At 50.0% G+C, this 17,553-nt stretch carries 11 protein-coding genes and 1 tRNA gene; 11 read left to right on the forward strand and 1 reads right to left on the reverse strand.

Translation table 11 applies throughout. From position 1 onward, the window contains the following. Window positions 1-87: 87 nt before the first annotated feature. The 11 genes from DW642_RS09700 to DW642_RS09755 all read left to right on the forward strand — a co-directional run bounded on the left by DW642_RS09700 (window position 88) and on the right by DW642_RS09755 (window position 16,907). The gene (locus tag DW642_RS09700) at window positions 88-555 is read left to right on the forward strand and encodes an Hsp20/alpha crystallin family protein (protein ID WP_117510053.1); all 468 of its coding nucleotides are present in this window, start codon (window positions 88-90) and stop codon (window positions 553-555) included. A 237-nt stretch (window positions 556-792) separates the two neighbouring features. Further along, entirely contained in the window at window positions 793-2,382 is a 1,590-nt protein-coding gene (locus tag DW642_RS09705; RefSeq protein ID WP_117510054.1) for an ABC transporter substrate-binding protein, read from the forward strand. Window positions 2,383-2,719: 337 nt separating this feature from the next. After that, window positions 2,720-3,898 (forward strand): cation diffusion facilitator family transporter, encoded by a 1,179-nt coding sequence (locus tag DW642_RS09715; RefSeq protein ID WP_117510056.1) that lies wholly within the window; start codon window positions 2,720-2,722, stop codon window positions 3,896-3,898. Between the two features lie 135 nt (window positions 3,899-4,033). After that, window positions 4,034-4,105 (forward strand) — tRNA-Gln (locus DW642_RS09720). A 78-nt stretch (window positions 4,106-4,183) separates the two neighbouring features. Then, window positions 4,184-4,888, forward strand: coding sequence for an acyl-[acyl-carrier-protein] thioesterase (locus DW642_RS09725; RefSeq protein WP_117510057.1), 705 nt, complete (start codon window positions 4,184-4,186; stop codon window positions 4,886-4,888). 66 nt (window positions 4,889-4,954) lie between these two features. Next, window positions 4,955-6,424 carry a nicotinate phosphoribosyltransferase gene (locus tag DW642_RS09730; RefSeq protein ID WP_055218976.1) on the forward strand — a complete coding sequence of 490 codons (1,470 nt, stop codon included), beginning with the start codon at window positions 4,955-4,957 and terminating at the stop codon, window positions 6,422-6,424. Window positions 6,425-6,437: 13 nt separating this feature from the next. Continuing rightward, window positions 6,438-7,289 carry a CvfB family protein gene (locus tag DW642_RS09735; protein ID WP_022462037.1) on the forward strand — a complete coding sequence of 284 codons (852 nt, stop codon included), beginning with the start codon at window positions 6,438-6,440 and terminating at the stop codon, window positions 7,287-7,289. A gap of 178 nt (window positions 7,290-7,467) precedes the next feature. Then, on the forward strand, window positions 7,468-10,644 hold the full coding sequence (locus DW642_RS09740) for an ATP-binding protein (RefSeq protein ID WP_117510058.1): 3,177 nt from the start codon (window positions 7,468-7,470) through the stop codon (window positions 10,642-10,644). An 11-nt stretch (window positions 10,645-10,655) separates the two neighbouring features. After that, window positions 10,656-14,129: a DNA polymerase III subunit alpha gene (locus DW642_RS09745; RefSeq protein ID WP_022462040.1), complete on the forward strand. Its 3,474-nt coding sequence runs from the start codon at window positions 10,656-10,658 to the stop codon at window positions 14,127-14,129. 81 nt (window positions 14,130-14,210) lie between these two features. Continuing rightward, window positions 14,211-15,203, forward strand: coding sequence for a 6-phosphofructokinase (pfkA, locus tag DW642_RS09750; RefSeq protein WP_022462041.1), 993 nt, complete (start codon window positions 14,211-14,213; stop codon window positions 15,201-15,203). Between the two features lie 123 nt (window positions 15,204-15,326). After that, the gene (locus DW642_RS09755) at window positions 15,327-16,907 is read left to right on the forward strand and encodes a glucose-6-phosphate isomerase (RefSeq protein ID WP_022462042.1); all 1,581 of its coding nucleotides are present in this window, start codon (window positions 15,327-15,329) and stop codon (window positions 16,905-16,907) included. Window positions 16,908-17,046: 139 nt separating this feature from the next. Here the strand turns inward: DW642_RS09755 and DW642_RS09760 are convergent, their stop codons facing one another. Then, entirely contained in the window at window positions 17,047-17,547 is a 501-nt protein-coding gene (locus tag DW642_RS09760; RefSeq protein ID WP_117510059.1) for a DUF4368 domain-containing protein, read from the reverse strand. Window positions 17,548-17,553 lie beyond the last annotated feature (6 nt).

Genomic DNA, 17,553 nt, shown 5'->3' on the forward strand with positions numbered 1-17,553 from the left:
GGTAAACAAAAAGATCCGGTGAAAAGAAAAACCGGAGAAAAAGCATGGATCAGGTTCCATGAGAAGAATAAGAAGGAGCGATGACTTATGTTAATGCCTAGTATTTTTGGAGAAAATTTATTTGATGACTTTTTCAACGATTTTCCGTTCTATGATTATGACAAAGAGATGAAGAATACAGAAAAGAAACTGTATGGCCGCAAAGCCAGCCATGTGATGAAAACAGATATTCGCGAGCTGGATAATGGCTACGAGGTAGTGGTTGACCTTCCGGGCTTCACAAAAGATGAAGTTCAGGCCACACTGGAAAATGGTTATCTGACCATCAGTGCAGAGAAAGGTCTTGACAAAGACGAGAAAGAAAAAGAGAGCGGCCGCTACATCCGTAAAGAGCGTTACGCAGGTGCATGCAGCAGAAGCTTCTATGTAGGTGAGGATATTACCGAAGAGGATATCAAGGCTGAATTTAAACACGGTCTGCTGAAACTCTTTGTACCGAAGAAGGAAGCAAAACCGGCTGTGGAGCAGAAAAAGACAATCTCCATTGAAGGATAAAAGAAAAAAAGCAAAAGCGTTTGCCGCCCGGGAATGTTAAAATTCCCGGGCGGCAAAATTTTTATCTTTTCTGGTACATCCCGAGGGAAAGAATCCGGAATACGCGGGCGGATATACGTGATTTTCGGATTCGGAAAATAAATTGTATACAATAATGTACTTGCTATTTGGGAACAGGTCGGATACAATAGGCGTGACAATTACAAAATGAGAGAACTCGTATCAAAAGGAGAAATCATGAAGAAAAGAAGAAGCGTACTTGCGCTGCTTTTAGTTGCAGCTCTTACTGTTGTACTTGGCGGATGCCAGGATGGCAAGGATGGGAAAGCAGATTCTTCCGATACCACAAGTTCTCAGGTATCAACGGAATCAACCCCGACAGGGGAACCTGTTATGGGAGGTTCCATCACGGTAGGAATTCCTCAGGACATTGAGGATAGTCTTGACCCACACAAATCTGTTGCGGCAGGAACGAAAGAAATCCTATTCAATATTTATGAGGGCCTTGTAAAGCCCGATGAAGAAGGAAATCTGAACGATGCGGTGGCAGAGAGTCATTCGATCTCGGAGGATGGAAAGGTTTATACCTTCAAGCTCCGGAATGGTGTCAAATTCCACGATGGAACGACCGTCACTGCAGAGGATGTAAAATATTCAATCGAACGCTGTGCGGGTATCAACGGAGACGGAACGCCTCTGGTAGAGGCATTTTCCAATGTGGACAAGGTTGAAATTCCGGACGAGAGCACGATCGACATCTATTTAAAAGAGGCAGACACCGAGTTTCTTGCCTATCTGACGGTAGCGATTGTACCTGAGCATGTGGAAGATCTGGAAGCAGATCCGGTCGGAACAGGCCCGTTCCACTATGTATCACGGTCCCCGCAGGAAAACATTGTCCTTGAAAAATTCAGCGATTACTGGGATACGGAAAATCAGGCGTATCTGGACAAGGTAACATTTCGAATTGTCAAGGACAGCAATGCAGTCGTAACAAACCTGAAATCCGGTACACTGGACATGTATGCACGTCTCAGTTCCACACAGACAGCGCAGCTTGCCGAAGATTCCGATTTTACGATTTATGACGGCGGTATGAACCTGGTACAGGCGCTGTATCTGAACAATGCCGTGGAACCGCTCAACAATGTGAAGGTGCGCCAGGCGCTGTGCTATGCGGCAAACCGCCAGGAAGTGCTGGATATGATTGCGGACGGAAAAGGAACGATCATCGGAAGCAGCATGTTCCCGGCATTTGGAAAATATTATGTGCCGGAACTGTCAGAGCGATATAATCAGGATATTGAGAAGGCAAAAGAACTGTTAAAAGAAGCCGGATACCCAGATGGATTTGAGCTTACGATTACAGTGCCGAACAATTATCAGCAGCATATCGATACAGCCCAGGTTCTGGTAGAGCAGCTTAAAGCGATCGGTGTTACTGCCAAAATTCAGCAGGTCGAGTGGGACAGCTGGCTGTCGGATGTATATGCAGACCGGAAGTTCCAGTCCACGGTTGTCGGCGTTGATGCGGCATATCTGACCGGACGCGCGTTGCTGGAACGGTTTACCTCAACATCATCCAAGAACTTTATCAACTACAGCAACGAAGAGTATGATAAACTGTATCAGCAGGTTAAGACCAGCACGGATGAAGAGGAGCAGGTTGAGATTTACAAAAAAATGGAAACACTGCTCTGTGACGATGCGGCAAACCTGTATATCGAGGATATGGCATGTGAGGTTGCACTTCGGAGCGATTTTGCGGGCTATCGGTTCTATCCGCTGTATGTGCAGGATATGGCGAAAATTTATAAAGTAAAATAGTAGCTATTCCGTTACGGCTCGCTGGGTACCGGTGGGCGGTAACGCTATTTCAGGCAGGAAAAAGAAAAACTCTCATTCGATTGTCAAATCTGCCTGAAAAGAGATAAAATCTGAAAAAACAGAGAAAAAGCGGCGCAGAATTGCTGAAAAGAAGCAGTCTGCGTTGCTTTTTCTCTCTGTCGATAGAATCTCCGAAAATATGTTAGGCTTGACTTTTTTTTCAACACTGCCTACTATAGAAAAAGACAGAAAAAACATAAGGGCTTCGCGGCGATGCGTGAGGCCCTTTTTATCTAAGCTAATGTTTCTGAATGTATTGTGGAAAGAAGGGGAACCCATGACAGATTTTCTGGTAAGATGTTTTGTAAAAGAGTATGAGAACACTGACAATGCGGATGTGCGGACGAGATATGGTATTTTATCCAGTATGGTAGGAATCTGCTGCAATGTATTGCTGTTTGCCGCCAAGCTGCTGATCGGTGTTGGGATGCATTCTCTGGCGATCATGGCGGATGCGTTCAATAACCTTTCCGATGCGGCATCTTCGGTCATCAGCTTTGTTGGTGTCAAGATGGCAAACAAACCGGCCGACAAAGAGCATCCGTTCGGGCATGGACGGATCGAGTATATTGCAGCGCTGATCGTTTCGTTTCTGGTTATTGAAGTCGGCTTTACGTTTTTAAAGAGCTCCCTGGAGAAAATTCGCAATCCGGAAGAGATCACATTTCAGATGGTTCCGTTTTTGATTCTGGTGCTCTCGGTTGGTGTAAAGCTGTGGATGGCGCTTTTCAACCGAAAACTGGGAAACCGCATTCAGTCGAAGGTGATGCTGGCAACGTCGGCGGATTCCATGGGCGACGTGATCACGACGAGCGCAACGATCGCTTCTATATTGATCTGCCATTTCCTTTCGGTTAATATCGACGCAATCGCAGGACTTGTTGTGGCGGTACTCGTTATGTGGTCCGGTATTTCCATTGCAAAAGATACATTGGAACCGCTGATCGGGCAGGGCGCGGATCCGGATCTGTATGCACGGATCATGAAAGAGGTTGCTTCCTATGAAGGAATTGTAGGAACCCATGATCTGATTGTCCACAACTACGGGCCTGGCAGAAGTATGGCATCGATCCATGCGGAGGTGCCGCGAGATGTCGATATCGAGGTATCGCATGATATTATCGACCGCATTGAACATGAGGTCGGCAAAAAATTGGGGATTCTGCTGGTCATCCACATGGATCCGGTGGAGATCCACGATGCGACGGTTCTTGCGACAAAGGAGAAGGTAAGAAACGTAATTTCCATTCTCGATCCGGAGCTTTCCTTCCACGATTTCCGTATGATCAACGGGGCGGAGAAAAAGAAGCTGATTTTTGATCTTGAAATCCCGTATTCTTATAAGAAGAAAGACTGTGATCGCGTGATCGGGCAGATCGGGGCGCTGATGAAGGAAATGGATGAGAAGTATGAATGCGTCGTCAACATCGACAAAAAATACGTGGCGGGAGAGTGACAACGGCCGGGTTGAGCCGTCAAATCCCTTCCAAAATGTTCCAAAAGTCAGTTTTTTGAAAAAAATAAAAAAATTTCAAAAAAGGTGTTGACTTTTCACTTGCGATAGTGTATTATACATTTTGTCGCAAGGCAATGGGCTATCGCCAAACGGTAAGGCAACGGACTCTGACTCCGTCAGTTCCTGGTTCGAATCCAGGTAGCCCAGCTCATTAAAAGGTCTCAGGTCTCGTACCTGAGGCCTTTTTCGATGCTCAAAAACAAATACAGCAGGAGGAACGAAACGATGAAGTATTCCTTTACGAGCAGAATCCGCTACAGCGAAATCGGTGAGGACGGAAATCTCACCCTGCCGGGGCTGATCAATTACTTTCAGGACTGCAGTACCTTCCAGTCGGAAGCGATCGGCGAGGGCGTTGCGGAGCTCAAAAAACGAGGCTGCGCCTGGGTGCTGTCCGCGTGGCAGATTCATGTGCGCCGCTATCCATCCCTTGGTGAAGCGGTAAAAATCACTACATGGGCGAGCGGCTTCAAAGGATTTCTTGGCATGCGTAACTTCACGATGGAAACAGAAGACGGCGAAATGCTCGCCTGTGCCAACTCCATCTGGTCTTACGTCAATATGGAAACGGGTCATCCCGTCCGCGCACCGAAAGAGACGACAGACGCCTATGGCATTGACGATCCGATCGACGAGGATTTCGGCGAGCGCAAAGTGAAAATGCCGGAAGCAGATTTCATCGGCGAACCGTTCCCGGTGCAGCCGCACAACCTCGATACGAACCACCACGTCAATAACGCACAGTTCATTTCCCTTGCCGGTGAATGCCTTCCGAAGAACTTCACCGTGCGCCGGATGCGCGCCGAATACAAACAGCAGGCGCACCTCGGCGATGTCCTGCATCCGCTGCGCGCCGAGACGGAAAACGGCTGTTTTATCTCGCTGAACGATGAAAAAGGACAGCCATACGTAGTTGTGGAATTTCAATGATTGTGGTACAATCGGAAAGAATAAGATACGAACGTAATAAACACAATGAGGAAAGGGGAATTTGCCATGAGAGCGCAGAACCTTACACTGTTAACCGATTTATATGAACTTACCATGATGCAGGGCTACTACGAGAACCCGTCCGATCAGATCGTGGTATTTGATGCATTTTACAGAAAGAATCCATGCGGCGGCGCATACGCCGTATGTGCAGGACTTGAGCAGGTAATCGAGTATGTCCGCGATCTTCACTTTTCACCGGATGACATCGACTATCTCCGTTCCCTCCATATTTTCAACGATGATTTCCTGGAGTATTTAAGAGGCTTCCATTTCACCGGAGATATCTATGCGATCCCGGAAGGAACCGTCGTATTTCCAAGAGAACCGCTCTTAAAAGTTGTCGCTCCGATCATGGAGGCACAGCTTGTAGAGACCGCGATTCTGAACATGATCAACCATCAGAGCCTGATCGCGACGAAAGCATCCCGCGTTGTTTACGCGGCAAAGGGCGACGGCATCATGGAGTTTGGACTCCGCCGTGCACAGGGACCGGATGCCGGTATCTACGGCGCGCGTGCTGCCATGATCGGCGGCTGCATCGGAACCTCCAATGTCCTGACCGGACAGATGTTTGACGTTCCAGTCAAGGGAACCCACGCACACAGCTGGATCATGAGCTTCCCGGATGAGTACACCGCATTCAAAACGTATGCGAAAATGTATCCGGAAGCATGCATTCTTCTCGTAGACACCTACGATGTTCTCGAATCCGGTGTTCCGAATGCGATCCGCGTCTTCAAAGAGATGAGAGCAGAGGGCTTACCGATGAAGGGCTACGGCATCCGCATCGACAGCGGTGACCTGGCTTACCTGTCGAAAAAAGCATATCAGATGCTCGAGGCAGAAGGTTTCGGTGATGCCATCATTTCCGCATCCAGTGACCTCGATGAGTACCTGATCGACAGCCTGAAAACCCAGGGTGCGAAGATCAATTCCTGGGGCGTCGGCACCAACCTGATCACATCCGGTGACTGGCCGGCATTCGGCGGCGTTTACAAGCTGGCAGCAGCAAAAGATAAAGATGACGCAGAATTCACACCGAAGATCAAGCTGTCCGAGAACTCCGAGAAAGTAACAAACCCGGGCAATAAGACGATTTATCGTATTTATGATAAAGAAACCGGAAAGATCCGTGCCGACCTGATCTGCCTCGCAGACGAGACCTTCGACGAGAGCAAAGATATGATCATCTTCGACCCGATCGAGACCTGGAAAAAGACGAAGATCAAAGGCGGAACCTACACCTTACGCGAGCTCCTCGTTCCGATTTTCCAGAAGGGCGCATGCGTCTACACTTCTCCATCCGTCATGGAGATCCGCGACATCTGCACCAGAGAGAAAGATACCCTCTGGGAGGAGTCAAAACGTCTGGTCAATCCGCATGAGGTTTATGTGGATCTGTCTGACAAGCTGTACCACATCAAGAGCGACCTGCTCGAGGAGATGAGCATGAAGGCTCTCGGCGAGCAGTAAGAAAGGAAGTCAAATGTTAAATATAGGAAGAAAGCAAAAGCTGGTAGTAGTAAAGAAAGTAGAATTCGGTATTTATCTTGGGGAGACCCGGGAAGCAGGCGAGAAGGAACGTGTTCTTCTGCCGATCAAACAGGTGCCGGAAGGAACAAAAGAGGGAGATGAGCTGGAAGTATTTCTGTACCGCGATTCCAGCGACCGTCTGATTGCGACAACCAGAGAGCCGAAGCTGGTGCTTGGAGAGCTGGCTGTCTTAAACGTAGCTGCTACCGGAAAGATCGGAGCATTTCTGGACTGGGGTCTGGAAAAAGATCTGTTTCTTCCGTTTAAACAGCAGACCCGCCGCCTCCATCCAGGTGATGAGGTTCTGGTTTCCCTCTACATCGACAAGAGCGACCGTCTCTGCGCAACGATGAAGGTTTACCATTTCCTGAAAACCAATTCTCCGTACGTCGTAGGCGATATCGTAAAGGGAAGAATCTACGAGATCAGCGGAAACTTCGGCGTTTTCGTTGCTGTTGATGACCGCTACTCCGGCCTGATTCCAAAGAGAGAAGCACAGGCAGACTATCATGTCGGCCAGGAACTTGAGTGCCGCGTTACAGAAGTCAAAGAGGACGGAAAACTCTCCCTGTCCGCACGCGGAAAAGCGTACGAGCAGATCGCAATCGATGCAGAGAGCGTTCTTTCTGTGATCGAGGAATTTGCAGGTGTCCTTCCATTTGATGACAAAGCATCACCGGAAGTGATTCAGAGAGAATTCGGCCTCAGCAAAGCAGCATTTAAGCGTGCGGTCGGCCATCTGATGAAAGAAAAACAGGTTGTCATCCGCGACGGTAAAATCTGGACGGCAGAAAAAGCAAAATAAGAAAAAATCGGGCACTGGACAGGAAGCACATCCTCTCCGGTGTCCGTTTTTTTTGTGTCAGACAGCAGATAAAATTTTGAAATTTTTTCTGCGCCCGGTTTGCGGTTGCGCGAAGAGAGGATTGCGCTTATAATATGATCTATATGACAAAAAATGACACAGGATCTGATGGAGAGCGATGAAGAAAAAGAAAAGTAAGAAAAAAACATCTTTTATTTCCAAAACCGCAATGACGGTTTTGACGATCATTCTGATTATTCTGTTTTTCTGCATTATGTCGATGGTCGAGAAAATACAGGGAACGGCCCGCGTTGTCAACTATGCCGGTCTGGTGCGCGGAAAAACGCAGCGGATTATCAAGCTGGAGGATGCGGGAGAACCGCAGGATACGATGATTGCAGACATCAACGCTTATATCGACGGTCTGCAGAACGGAAGCAGCGAGCTGGATCTGGTGCGCCTGGATGACCGGGATTTTCAGGATAAGATGACGGAGCTGGCATCGTATTTTGAAGAGCTGAAGGCAGAGATTCTGCTGGTGCGTGAAAAAGGATATGAGAATACCGCGATTATCGAAAAGAGTGAGACCTTTTTCAAAATCTGTGACGAGGCGACGGGCCTTGCGGAAGCGTATTCGCAGAGAATGGCGTCTTCGCTGAAGAAGCTGGAGCAGGTGGTAGTAGGAGATATCATCGGTCTGGTGTTTGTCATCGGCATGGAGCTGATCAAGGCCGTCCGCTATGCGGCGATGAACCGTATTCTGCAGAAGAAAGTCTATCTCGATGAGGCGACGGGCCTGCCAAATAAAAATAAATGCGAAGAGATTCTGGAGGAAAGCGACGGAGGAGAAGAAATTTCCGGCGTGTATGCGGTCTGCGTGTTTGACCTCAACAATCTGCGCACGATCAACAACAGTCTGGGTCACGACAAGGGAGACGAATATATCCGTTCCTTTGCCGTTCAGCTTCGAAAAGCAGTCCCGGAGGAGTATTTCGTCGGAAGAAACGGCGGAGATGAGTTTCTTGCCATTCTGCGCGGACTGAACCGCGAAGAAGTGGAAGCGTGCATGAATCACATCCGCACGCAGACGGCAGAATATTCCCGCCAGCACCCGGAGATGCCGATCAGCTACGCCGGAGGCTATGCACTGTCCACGGAATTTGAAGACTGTGATATCCGGGAACTGTTCCGCCATGCGGACCAGAACATGTATATCGACAAAAACCGCGCGAAGATGGAAGAAGCCGCCGCAGAGCGGAAGATCAGCCTGGAAGCGCTGGACGTCGTAAAGAAAAAGGGATACCATTTTTCCAACTGTATTTACTGCAATGCAAGACAGGACCAGTACCGGATTCTGCGTGCCGTTTCGGGCTTTTTCCTTGCCGAGGACGGCAGCTATACCGGTGCGGCCGAGCATATTGTGCAGGGCATCACGGATGAGGAAAAGAGAAAGGAAATGCGTAGAATGCTGGATCTTACCCATCTGAAGGAGTGCTATCAGAAGGGAGAAGAGAGCGTAGAAATTCTGTACGAGTATCAGGAGGGCAGCGAAGGGGAAGCGCTCTGCCGGGGAAAAGTCACCATTCTGTTCTACGACGCGGCCGAGGATGGCGGACTGCACCATTTTCTGATGGGCTTTGAGCGGTTCCGCTCCAATGGGGAAGCTGCTCGGAATGAAAAAGAACAGCTCGACCAATACTATGAACAGATGAAACAGTCGATCATTGAAAACAGCCACTACGCCGAGGCACTTCTCGAGACGGCCGAGGCCGTGTTCGCCGTTGATCTGACGAATGATTCGCTGGAGCAGATTTTTTACCACAGCGGGCAGAAGAAATTTGACCTCAATATAGATCTGCCGTGTTCCTACGAGAAATACTGCGGGGAATGCAGTGCGTTTGTCGCGGAGGAGACATTGGAATCATACCGCATTGTGGATTCCTCGAAGAAACTGCTGCAGCGCTTTGAAAACGGAGATAAGCAGGTAGTCGTGGAGTATCAGGAAACAGATGAGTCCGGCAGAAGAATATGGCTGCAGAAGACGGTTCTTATGTCACAGGATACCGTCTACGACCGAAAGACAAAGCGGGAGAGCGTTGTGGTACACGGCATGATCCTTTTCCGTGATACGTCAGAGTTCCACAGCCGGGAAGAGAGGGAGAAGATACAGCTTCAGGATGCCTTTAGAGCTGCAGACAGTGCAAGTCGTGCAAAAACAGAATTTATGAACCGCATGAGCCACGATGTGCGCACGCCGATCAATGGCATTATGGGCATGCTGGATATCATCCGCAAAAACCGGCAGGATGAGGCAAAAGTGGACGACTGCCTCGATAAAATCAATCTTTCCGCAAGCCATCTGCTGGCACTCGTCAACGATGTGCTCGATATGAATAAGCTGGAGTCCGGAAAAGAGACGATCGAGAGCGCTTCTTTTGACCTGACGCATCTGATGGATGATGTGGCATCCCTTGTCAATGCGCAGATTACGGAGATGGGCATTACCCACCGTACGCACCGCGGTGAGCTGACGCACACGAGACTGATCGGCAGTCCGCTGCGCCTGCGGCAGATTATGCTGAATCTCTTCAGCAATGCAATCAAGTACAACAAGCCAGGCGGAATGATCGATACGTATGCGGGCGAAGTCTCCTGCGACGGAACCCGGGTCGTCTACGAGTTCCGCATCATGGACAGCGGTATCGGAATGAGCAGCGAATTTATCGAAAAAGAGCTGTTCCATCCGTTCACACAGGAGAAGTCCGGTGCGAGAACGCAGTACAAGGGAACGGGCCTTGGCATGTCGATCGTCAAAGAACTGATCGAAAAAATGCAGGGCACGATCGAGGTAACGAGCCAGCAGGGCGTCGGAACGACGTATGTATTCCGGCTTCCGTTTTACATTGACTGCGAGGGACAGCGGATTCAGGAAGTAAAGACACGGATCGCAGGAAAAGAGCTTGTCCACTTCCACGTTCTGCTTGTCGAGGATAATGAGATCAACATGGAAATCGCCGAGTTTTACCTGACCGATCACGGTGCGACGGTGGAAGAGGCATGGAACGGCCGCGAGGCGGTCGAAAAGTATGCGGCGAATCCGCAGAAATTTGATGTGATTTTAATGGATCTGATGATGCCTGTGATGGGCGGTCTTGAGGCAGCGCGGCAGATCCGCGCCATGGAGCTTCCGGAAGCAAAACAAGTCCCGATCATCCCGATGACGGCGCAGTCCTCCGAAGAGAGTAAAGAGGGATGCCGCGCAGCGGGCATGAACAGCCATCTGACCAAGCCGATCGAGCCGGACAGCCTGGTGCAGACGATCTTGGAGACAACGGAACATGCCTTTGGAAAATAGAGGAGAAAACGATGAGTTTTACGCATTTACATGTACATACCGAATACAGCCTTCTGGACGGATCGAACAAGATCAAAGAGTACGTTGCCAGAGTCAAGGAGCTTGGCATGAACAGCGCCGCGATCACCGATCACGGCGTCATGTTCGGCTGTATCGATTTTTATAAAGAAGCCCGCGCGCAGGGCATCAAGCCGATCCTCGGCTGTGAGGTTTACGTGGCGCCGGGTTCCCGTTTCGACCGCGAAACCAGCCGCGGAGAGGACCGGTACTACCATCTGGTTCTGCTGGCGGAAAATAATACGGGCTATTCCAATCTGATGAAGATTGTTTCTGCGGGCTTTATCGATGGATTTTACTATAAGCCGCGTGTCGACATGGAGATTCTGGAAAAGTATCACGAGGGCATTATCGCGCTTTCCGCCTGCCTTGCAGGTGAGGTGGCGCGTGCGATGGTGCGGAACCAGTACGAGATGGGAAAAGAGGCCGCACTGCGGTATGAGAAGATTTTCGGAAAAGGCAATTTCTTCCTGGAACTGCAGGATCACGGCATCTCGGAGCAGCGGATGGTCAATCAGCAGCTGATGCGCCTCTCGGCAGAAACCGGCATCGAGCTGGTGGCGACGAATGATATTCACTACACGTACGCAGAAGATGCGGATTCCCACGATATTCTTCTGTGCCTGCAGACCGGAAAGAAGATCACGGATGAGGACCGCATGCGCTACGAGGGCGGCCAGTATTTCGTGAAATCCGAGGCGGAGATGGCATCGCTCTTCCCCTATGCACCGCAGGCAATCGAAAATACACAGAAAATTGCAGACCGGTGTAATGTGGAGATTGAATTTGGTGTCACAAAACTTCCGAAATTCGATGTGCCGGAAGGATACACTTCCTGGGAATACTTAAATAAGCTCTGCTACGACGGCCTCGAGGAACGGTATCACCCGGCGACGGATGAACTGAAAGCGCGGCTGAAATACGAGCTTGATACGATCAAAACGATGGGTTACGTCGATTACTTCCTGATCGTGTGGGATTTCATCAAATTTGCGCGCGACCACGACATCATGGTCGGACCGGGACGAGGATCGGCGGCCGGAAGTATTGTTTCCTACACCCTTGGCATCACACAGCTGGATCCGATGCGGTACCAGCTCCTGTTCGAGCGTTTCCTGAACCCGGAACGAGTTACCATGCCTGATATCGACGTGGATTTCTGCTTCGAACGCCGCCCGGAGGTCATCGACTATGTAACGAGAAAATACGGCAAGGACCGCGTTGTACAGATCGTCACATTCGGTACACTGGCGGCGCGCGGTGTCATTCGCGATGTCGGCCGTGTGCTGGATATGCCGTATGCACAGGTCGATTCGATTGCGAAGATGATTCCGAATGAGCTGAATATCACGATCGACAAGGCACTGCAGATGAACCACGAGCTGCGGGAGCTGTACCAGGGCAATGAAGAGGTTGCACATCTGATCGACATGTCACGGAGACTTGAAGGTCTGCCGCGCCACACGTCGATGCACGCCGCCGGTGTTGTCATCGGCTCGCGTCCGCTGGTGGAATTTGTGCCGCTCTCGCGAGGAAGCGACGGAACGATCGTCACGCAGTTCACGATGACGACGCTCGAGGAACTGGGACTTCTGAAAATGGACTTCTTAGGGCTTCGGACCCTGACCGTCATCCAGAATGCGACAAAGCTCGCAGAGCGTTACAGCAATAAGAAAATTGATCTGCTTCACATCGATTACAACGATCCGAAAGTGCTCGGCATGATCGGCGCATCGAAAACGGTCGGTGTGTTCCAGCTCGAGAGTGCGGGAATGAAAAACTTCATGAAGGAGTTAAAACCGCAGAGCCTTGAAGACATCATCGCCGGAATTTCCCTGTACCGTCCGGGCCCGATGGATTTTATTCCGCAGTACATCAAAGGAAAAAACAACCCGGAATCCGTTACGTACGATACACCGCTCTTAAAACCGATTCTGGAGCCGACGTACGGCTGTATCGTCTACCAGGAACAGGTTATGCAGATCGTACAGGCACTGGCGGGCTATTCGCTTGGACGGGCCGATCTGGTGCGCCGTGCGATGTCGAAGAAAAAGGCATCTGTCATGGAAAAAGAGCGCCAGAATTTCGTTTATGGAAACGAGGCCGAGGGCGTGCCGGGCTGTATCAAAAACGGCATTGATGAGAAGACAGCGAACAAGATCTACGACGAGATGATCGACTTCGCGAAATACGCCTTCAACAAATCCCATGCGGCGGCGTACGCGTTCGTATCGTACCAGACGGCATGGCTGAAATACTATTACCCGGTTGAGTTCATGGCGGCTCTGATGACCTCCTGCATCGATAACCCGGGAAAAGTCGCAGAGTATATCTTGAGTTCCCGCCAGATGGGCATTTCCATTCTGCCGCCGGACATCAACCGAAGCGAAGGAAAATTCACGGTAGACGGCCAGGCGATCCGCTATGGCATGGCGGCGGTCAAAGGCATCGGAAAGCCGGTCATGGAGGCGATCGTGGAGGAGCGGAGTGCAAACGGACCGTTCCGCTCGTTAAAGGATTTCGCGGAGCGTCTGAGCGGAAAAGAAGTCAACAAGCGGACCGTCGAGAACTTTATCAAGGCGGGCGCATTCGACTGCTTCGGCGTGACGAGAAAGCAGCTCATGTTCGTCTACGCCAATGTGCTCGATGATGTGGCGCGCGAGAAAAAAGATTCGTTAAGCGGCCAGATGAGTCTGTTTGACTTCGTAGACGAGACGACCAAACGGTCGTATGAAACGGTGTACCCGGATGTCGGAGAATACGAAAAGAGTGATCTTTTGGCGCTCGAAAAAGAGGTGCTCGGCATCTACGTCAGCGGTCATCCGCTCGAGGAGCAGGAAGAGTGCTGGCGGAAGAACATTTCCGCGGTAACGACAGACTTCCAGCCGGATGAGGAGACGGGTTTCCCATCCGTCACCGACGGCGCGAAAGAGATTGTCGGCGGCATTATCACGGATAAAAAAATCAAATATACAAAGAATAACAAGACAATGGCATTTCTCACACTCGAGGACCTCGTCGGCAGTATGGAAATCGTCGTATTCCCGCGCGATTACGAGAAAAACGCAGCGATGATGCAGACCGATGCGCGTGTCTTCATCCAGGGCCGTGTTTCCGCGGAGGATGATAAGCCGAGCAAGCTGATCTGCGAGAAAATTTTCCCGTTTGCAGGCATCCCGAAAGAGCTCTGGATCCAGTTCCCGGACAAGGAAACGTACGAGAGAGAAGTGGCGGATCTGTACCAGATGCTGCATGAATCCGACGGCAAGGACAGCGTGATTCTCTACATCAAATCGATCAAAGCGATGAAAAAACTGCCGCCGAGCCGCAATGTGCAGGCAGATGCCCGTCTGGTGGCGTCACTTCAGGCAAAATTCGGTACCGGAAACGTGAAAGTTGTAGAAAAGAGTATTGAAAAAAGGGCCTGAATGCTTTAAAATAAAACTGTGTGTGATTAATAAATAAAACTACTCGTTTATTAATGTGTGTGATGAGATGGAGGAATTCATATGGCAACGACTAACAAGGTAAAGACAATCGGAGTGCTTACCAGCGGTGGTGATGCACCAGGTATGAACGCAGCGATCCGTGCAGCCGTAAGAAGAGGTCTGCAGAAGGGCGTTCAGATGAAAGGTATCCTGAAAGGCTACGACGGACTGATGAACGAAGAAATCATCGACATGACAGCCCGCGATGTATCCGACACCATCGAGCGCGGAGGTACCATCCTTTATACCGCCCGCTGCGCAGAGATGCGTACACCGGAAGGCCAGAAACGTGCTGCAGATGTCTGCAGAAAACACGGCATCGACGGACTGGTAGTTATCGGCGGAGACGGATCTTTTGCAGGAGCGCAGAAACTGGCAGCTCTTGGAATTAACACCGTAGGTGTACCGGGAACCATCGACCTGGATATCGCCTGCACAGAATATACCATCGGTTTTGATACCGCGGTAAACACTGCAATGGAAGCCATTGATAAAGTAAGAGATACTTCCACTTCCCATGAGAGATGCTCGATCATCGAGGTTATGGGACGTAATGCCGGATATATCGCTCTGTGGTGCGGTATCGCAAACGGCGCAGAGGATATTCTTCTTCCGGAGAAATACGATTACGATGAGCAGAAGATCATCAACAACATCATCGAGAACCGTAGAAAAGGCAAAAAACATCATATCATCGTAAATGCTGAGGGCATCGGCCATTCCACCAGCATGGCGCGCAGAATCGAAGCTGCAACCGGCATCGAGACCCGTGCAACGATCCTTGGACATATGCAGCGTGGAGGAAGCCCGACATGTAAAGACCGTGTATATGCGTCCATCATGGGTGCTTACGCAGTTGACCTTCTTCTGGAAGGCAAAACAGACCGCGTTGTTGCATACAAGAACGGTGAGTATGTAGATTACGATATCGATGAGGCACTGTCCATGACAAAGACTCTGCCGGAATATCAGTGGGAGATCGCAAGAGCTCTTTCTTATAACTATACGAAATAAAAAAATATCACGAAACAGACTGTTTTTAGCAAGCAGTCTGTTTCATTGGTATAATAGCGGGAATAAAAATGTTTCCGCGGACGGAATAGAGAGACAAAATAAAAAAACAGGAGGAACTTAACAATGGTTACCTGGAACAATCTTGATAAACTGGCTTCTTTTGAGGAGTTGAAAAAAGTGGAGCGTGTCAATCTTGCCGAGGTGATGTCCGGCGAAAACGGAGCAGAGCGCGTAAAATCTTACAGCGTTCCGATGGCAGAAGGACTTGCGTATAACTACGCAGCAAAACAGGTGAATGAGGATGTCCTTGCCGCACTCGTAAAACTGGCAGAAGAGGCACAGCTTTCTGAAAAATTTGAGGAGCTTTACAACGGTGCTGTCATCAACACCGGAGAGAACCGTCTCGTGCTTCATCAGCTGACCCGCGGCCAGCTCGGAAACACCGTTACGGCAGACGGCGTAGACAAACGTGCTTTCTACGTAGAGCAGCAGAACCGCATCGCAGAGTTCGCGAACAAAGTACATGCAGGTGAGATCACCAACGCAGCAGGTGAAAAATTCACCACCGTTGTGCAGATCGGTATCGGCGGAAGCGACCTTGGCCCGCGTGCGATGTATCTGGCTCTGGAAAACTGGGCAAAGAAAAACGGCTGCTTCAAAATGGAAGCAAAATTCATCAGCAACGTTGACCCGGATGACGCAGCAGCTGTTCTGAATTCGATCGACGTAGCACATTCCATCTTCGTTCTGGTATCCAAATCCGGAACCACACTGGAGACTCTGACCAATGAGTCCTTCGTAAAAGACGCTCTGAAAAATGCAGGCCTGGATGCATCCAAGCATATGATCGCCGTTACCAGTGAGACTTCTCCGCTGGCAAAGAGCGACGACTATCTGGCAGCATTCTTCATGGATGACTACATCGGAGGCCGTTATTCTTCCACATCCGCAGTCGGCGGCGCTGTTCTGTCCCTGGCTTTCGGACCGGAAGTATTCGCAGCATTCCTCGAGGGCGCTGCAGCAGAAGATAAACTTTCTGCAAACAAAGACGTATTACAGAACCCGGAGATGCTCGATGCGCTGATCGGTGTTTACGAGAGAAACGTTCTTGGCTATCCAAGCACTGCAGTTCTTCCGTACTCCCAGGCACTGAACCGTTTCCCGGCTCACTTACAGCAGGTAGATATGGAGTCCAACGGTAAATCGGTCAACCGCTTCGGCGAGCCGGTCAATTACCCGACCGGTCCGGTTCTCTTCGGCGAGCCAGGTACCAACGGACAGCATTCCTTCTATCAGCTGCTGCATCAGGGAACTGATATCGTTCCGCTGCAGTTTGTAGGCTTCCGCAATAACCAGATGGAGACCGATGTCGACATCCAGGGCAGCACCAGCCAGCAGAAACTCTGCGCAAACGTAGCAGCTCAGATCGTTGCATTTGCCTGCGGTAAAGCAGATGAGAATAAAAACAAAAACTTCGAAGGCGGCCGTCCGTCCAGCATCATTATCGGAGATCAGGTAAATCCGAAGACGCTGGGAGCACTGCTTGCACACTTCGAGAATAAGATCATGTTCCAGGGATTCCTGTGGAACGTAAACAGCTTCGACCAGGAAGGCGTACAGCTTGGTAAAGTCCTTGCAAAACGCGTTCTGGCTCACGAGACAGACGGAGCACTGAAAGTATTCAGTGATCTGCTCAATATCTAAAAGCGTTATTTTCTGATCAGAAAAGGCGTCCTGTGAAAAAAATCTCCCGGAAAAACTCCGGGAGATTTCAGACTGTAGACAAAGCCCTGCTTAGGGGCGGTGACGTAAGAAAACATTTATGTGAGAGAATCGGCGTAGTTTAGGCTACGCCGGTTTTCTTTTCTTTTTGGGCTGCTTGGGATTGCTCCCTTGCGTCCTCAAAATCAAATGCACCAATGAAGTTATAGACGATCTCGATTTCTCTGACCTTGATGCGCGGCTCATTCTCGTCCGGCGTATAAACCTCGGAGATATAAATTTTCTCCACAAACTCCCGGAGAACAGAGGCATCAAGCTGCTGCATATCAGTGTACTTCCTGACCGCTGCAATAAACTGTCTGACATTGACTTTCTGCTTTTCCTGTTCCTTGACTTCTTGCCGAAGATATTCGACAAGGTTTGTAAGGTTAGTCTGTTCCAATTCATAGTCACGGGACAGTATATCAGCATGGCGGCTCCCTCCGTGGGCCGCCGATCCTGCGCTGGGCAAAGAGAAGCGGCGGCCTTGATTTCTCAAAGCCGCCGCTGGTTTTATGGGCGTGTCAAAAGGGCTGTTGTACGACGGCTTTTTTTCTTTGCCGTCGCCCGGCAGTTGAAACAATACTGT

The organism is Blautia sp. AM23-13AC, assembly GCF_003435675.1.
Lineage (GTDB): Bacteria > Bacillota > Clostridia > Lachnospirales > Lachnospiraceae > Fusicatenibacter > Fusicatenibacter saccharivorans.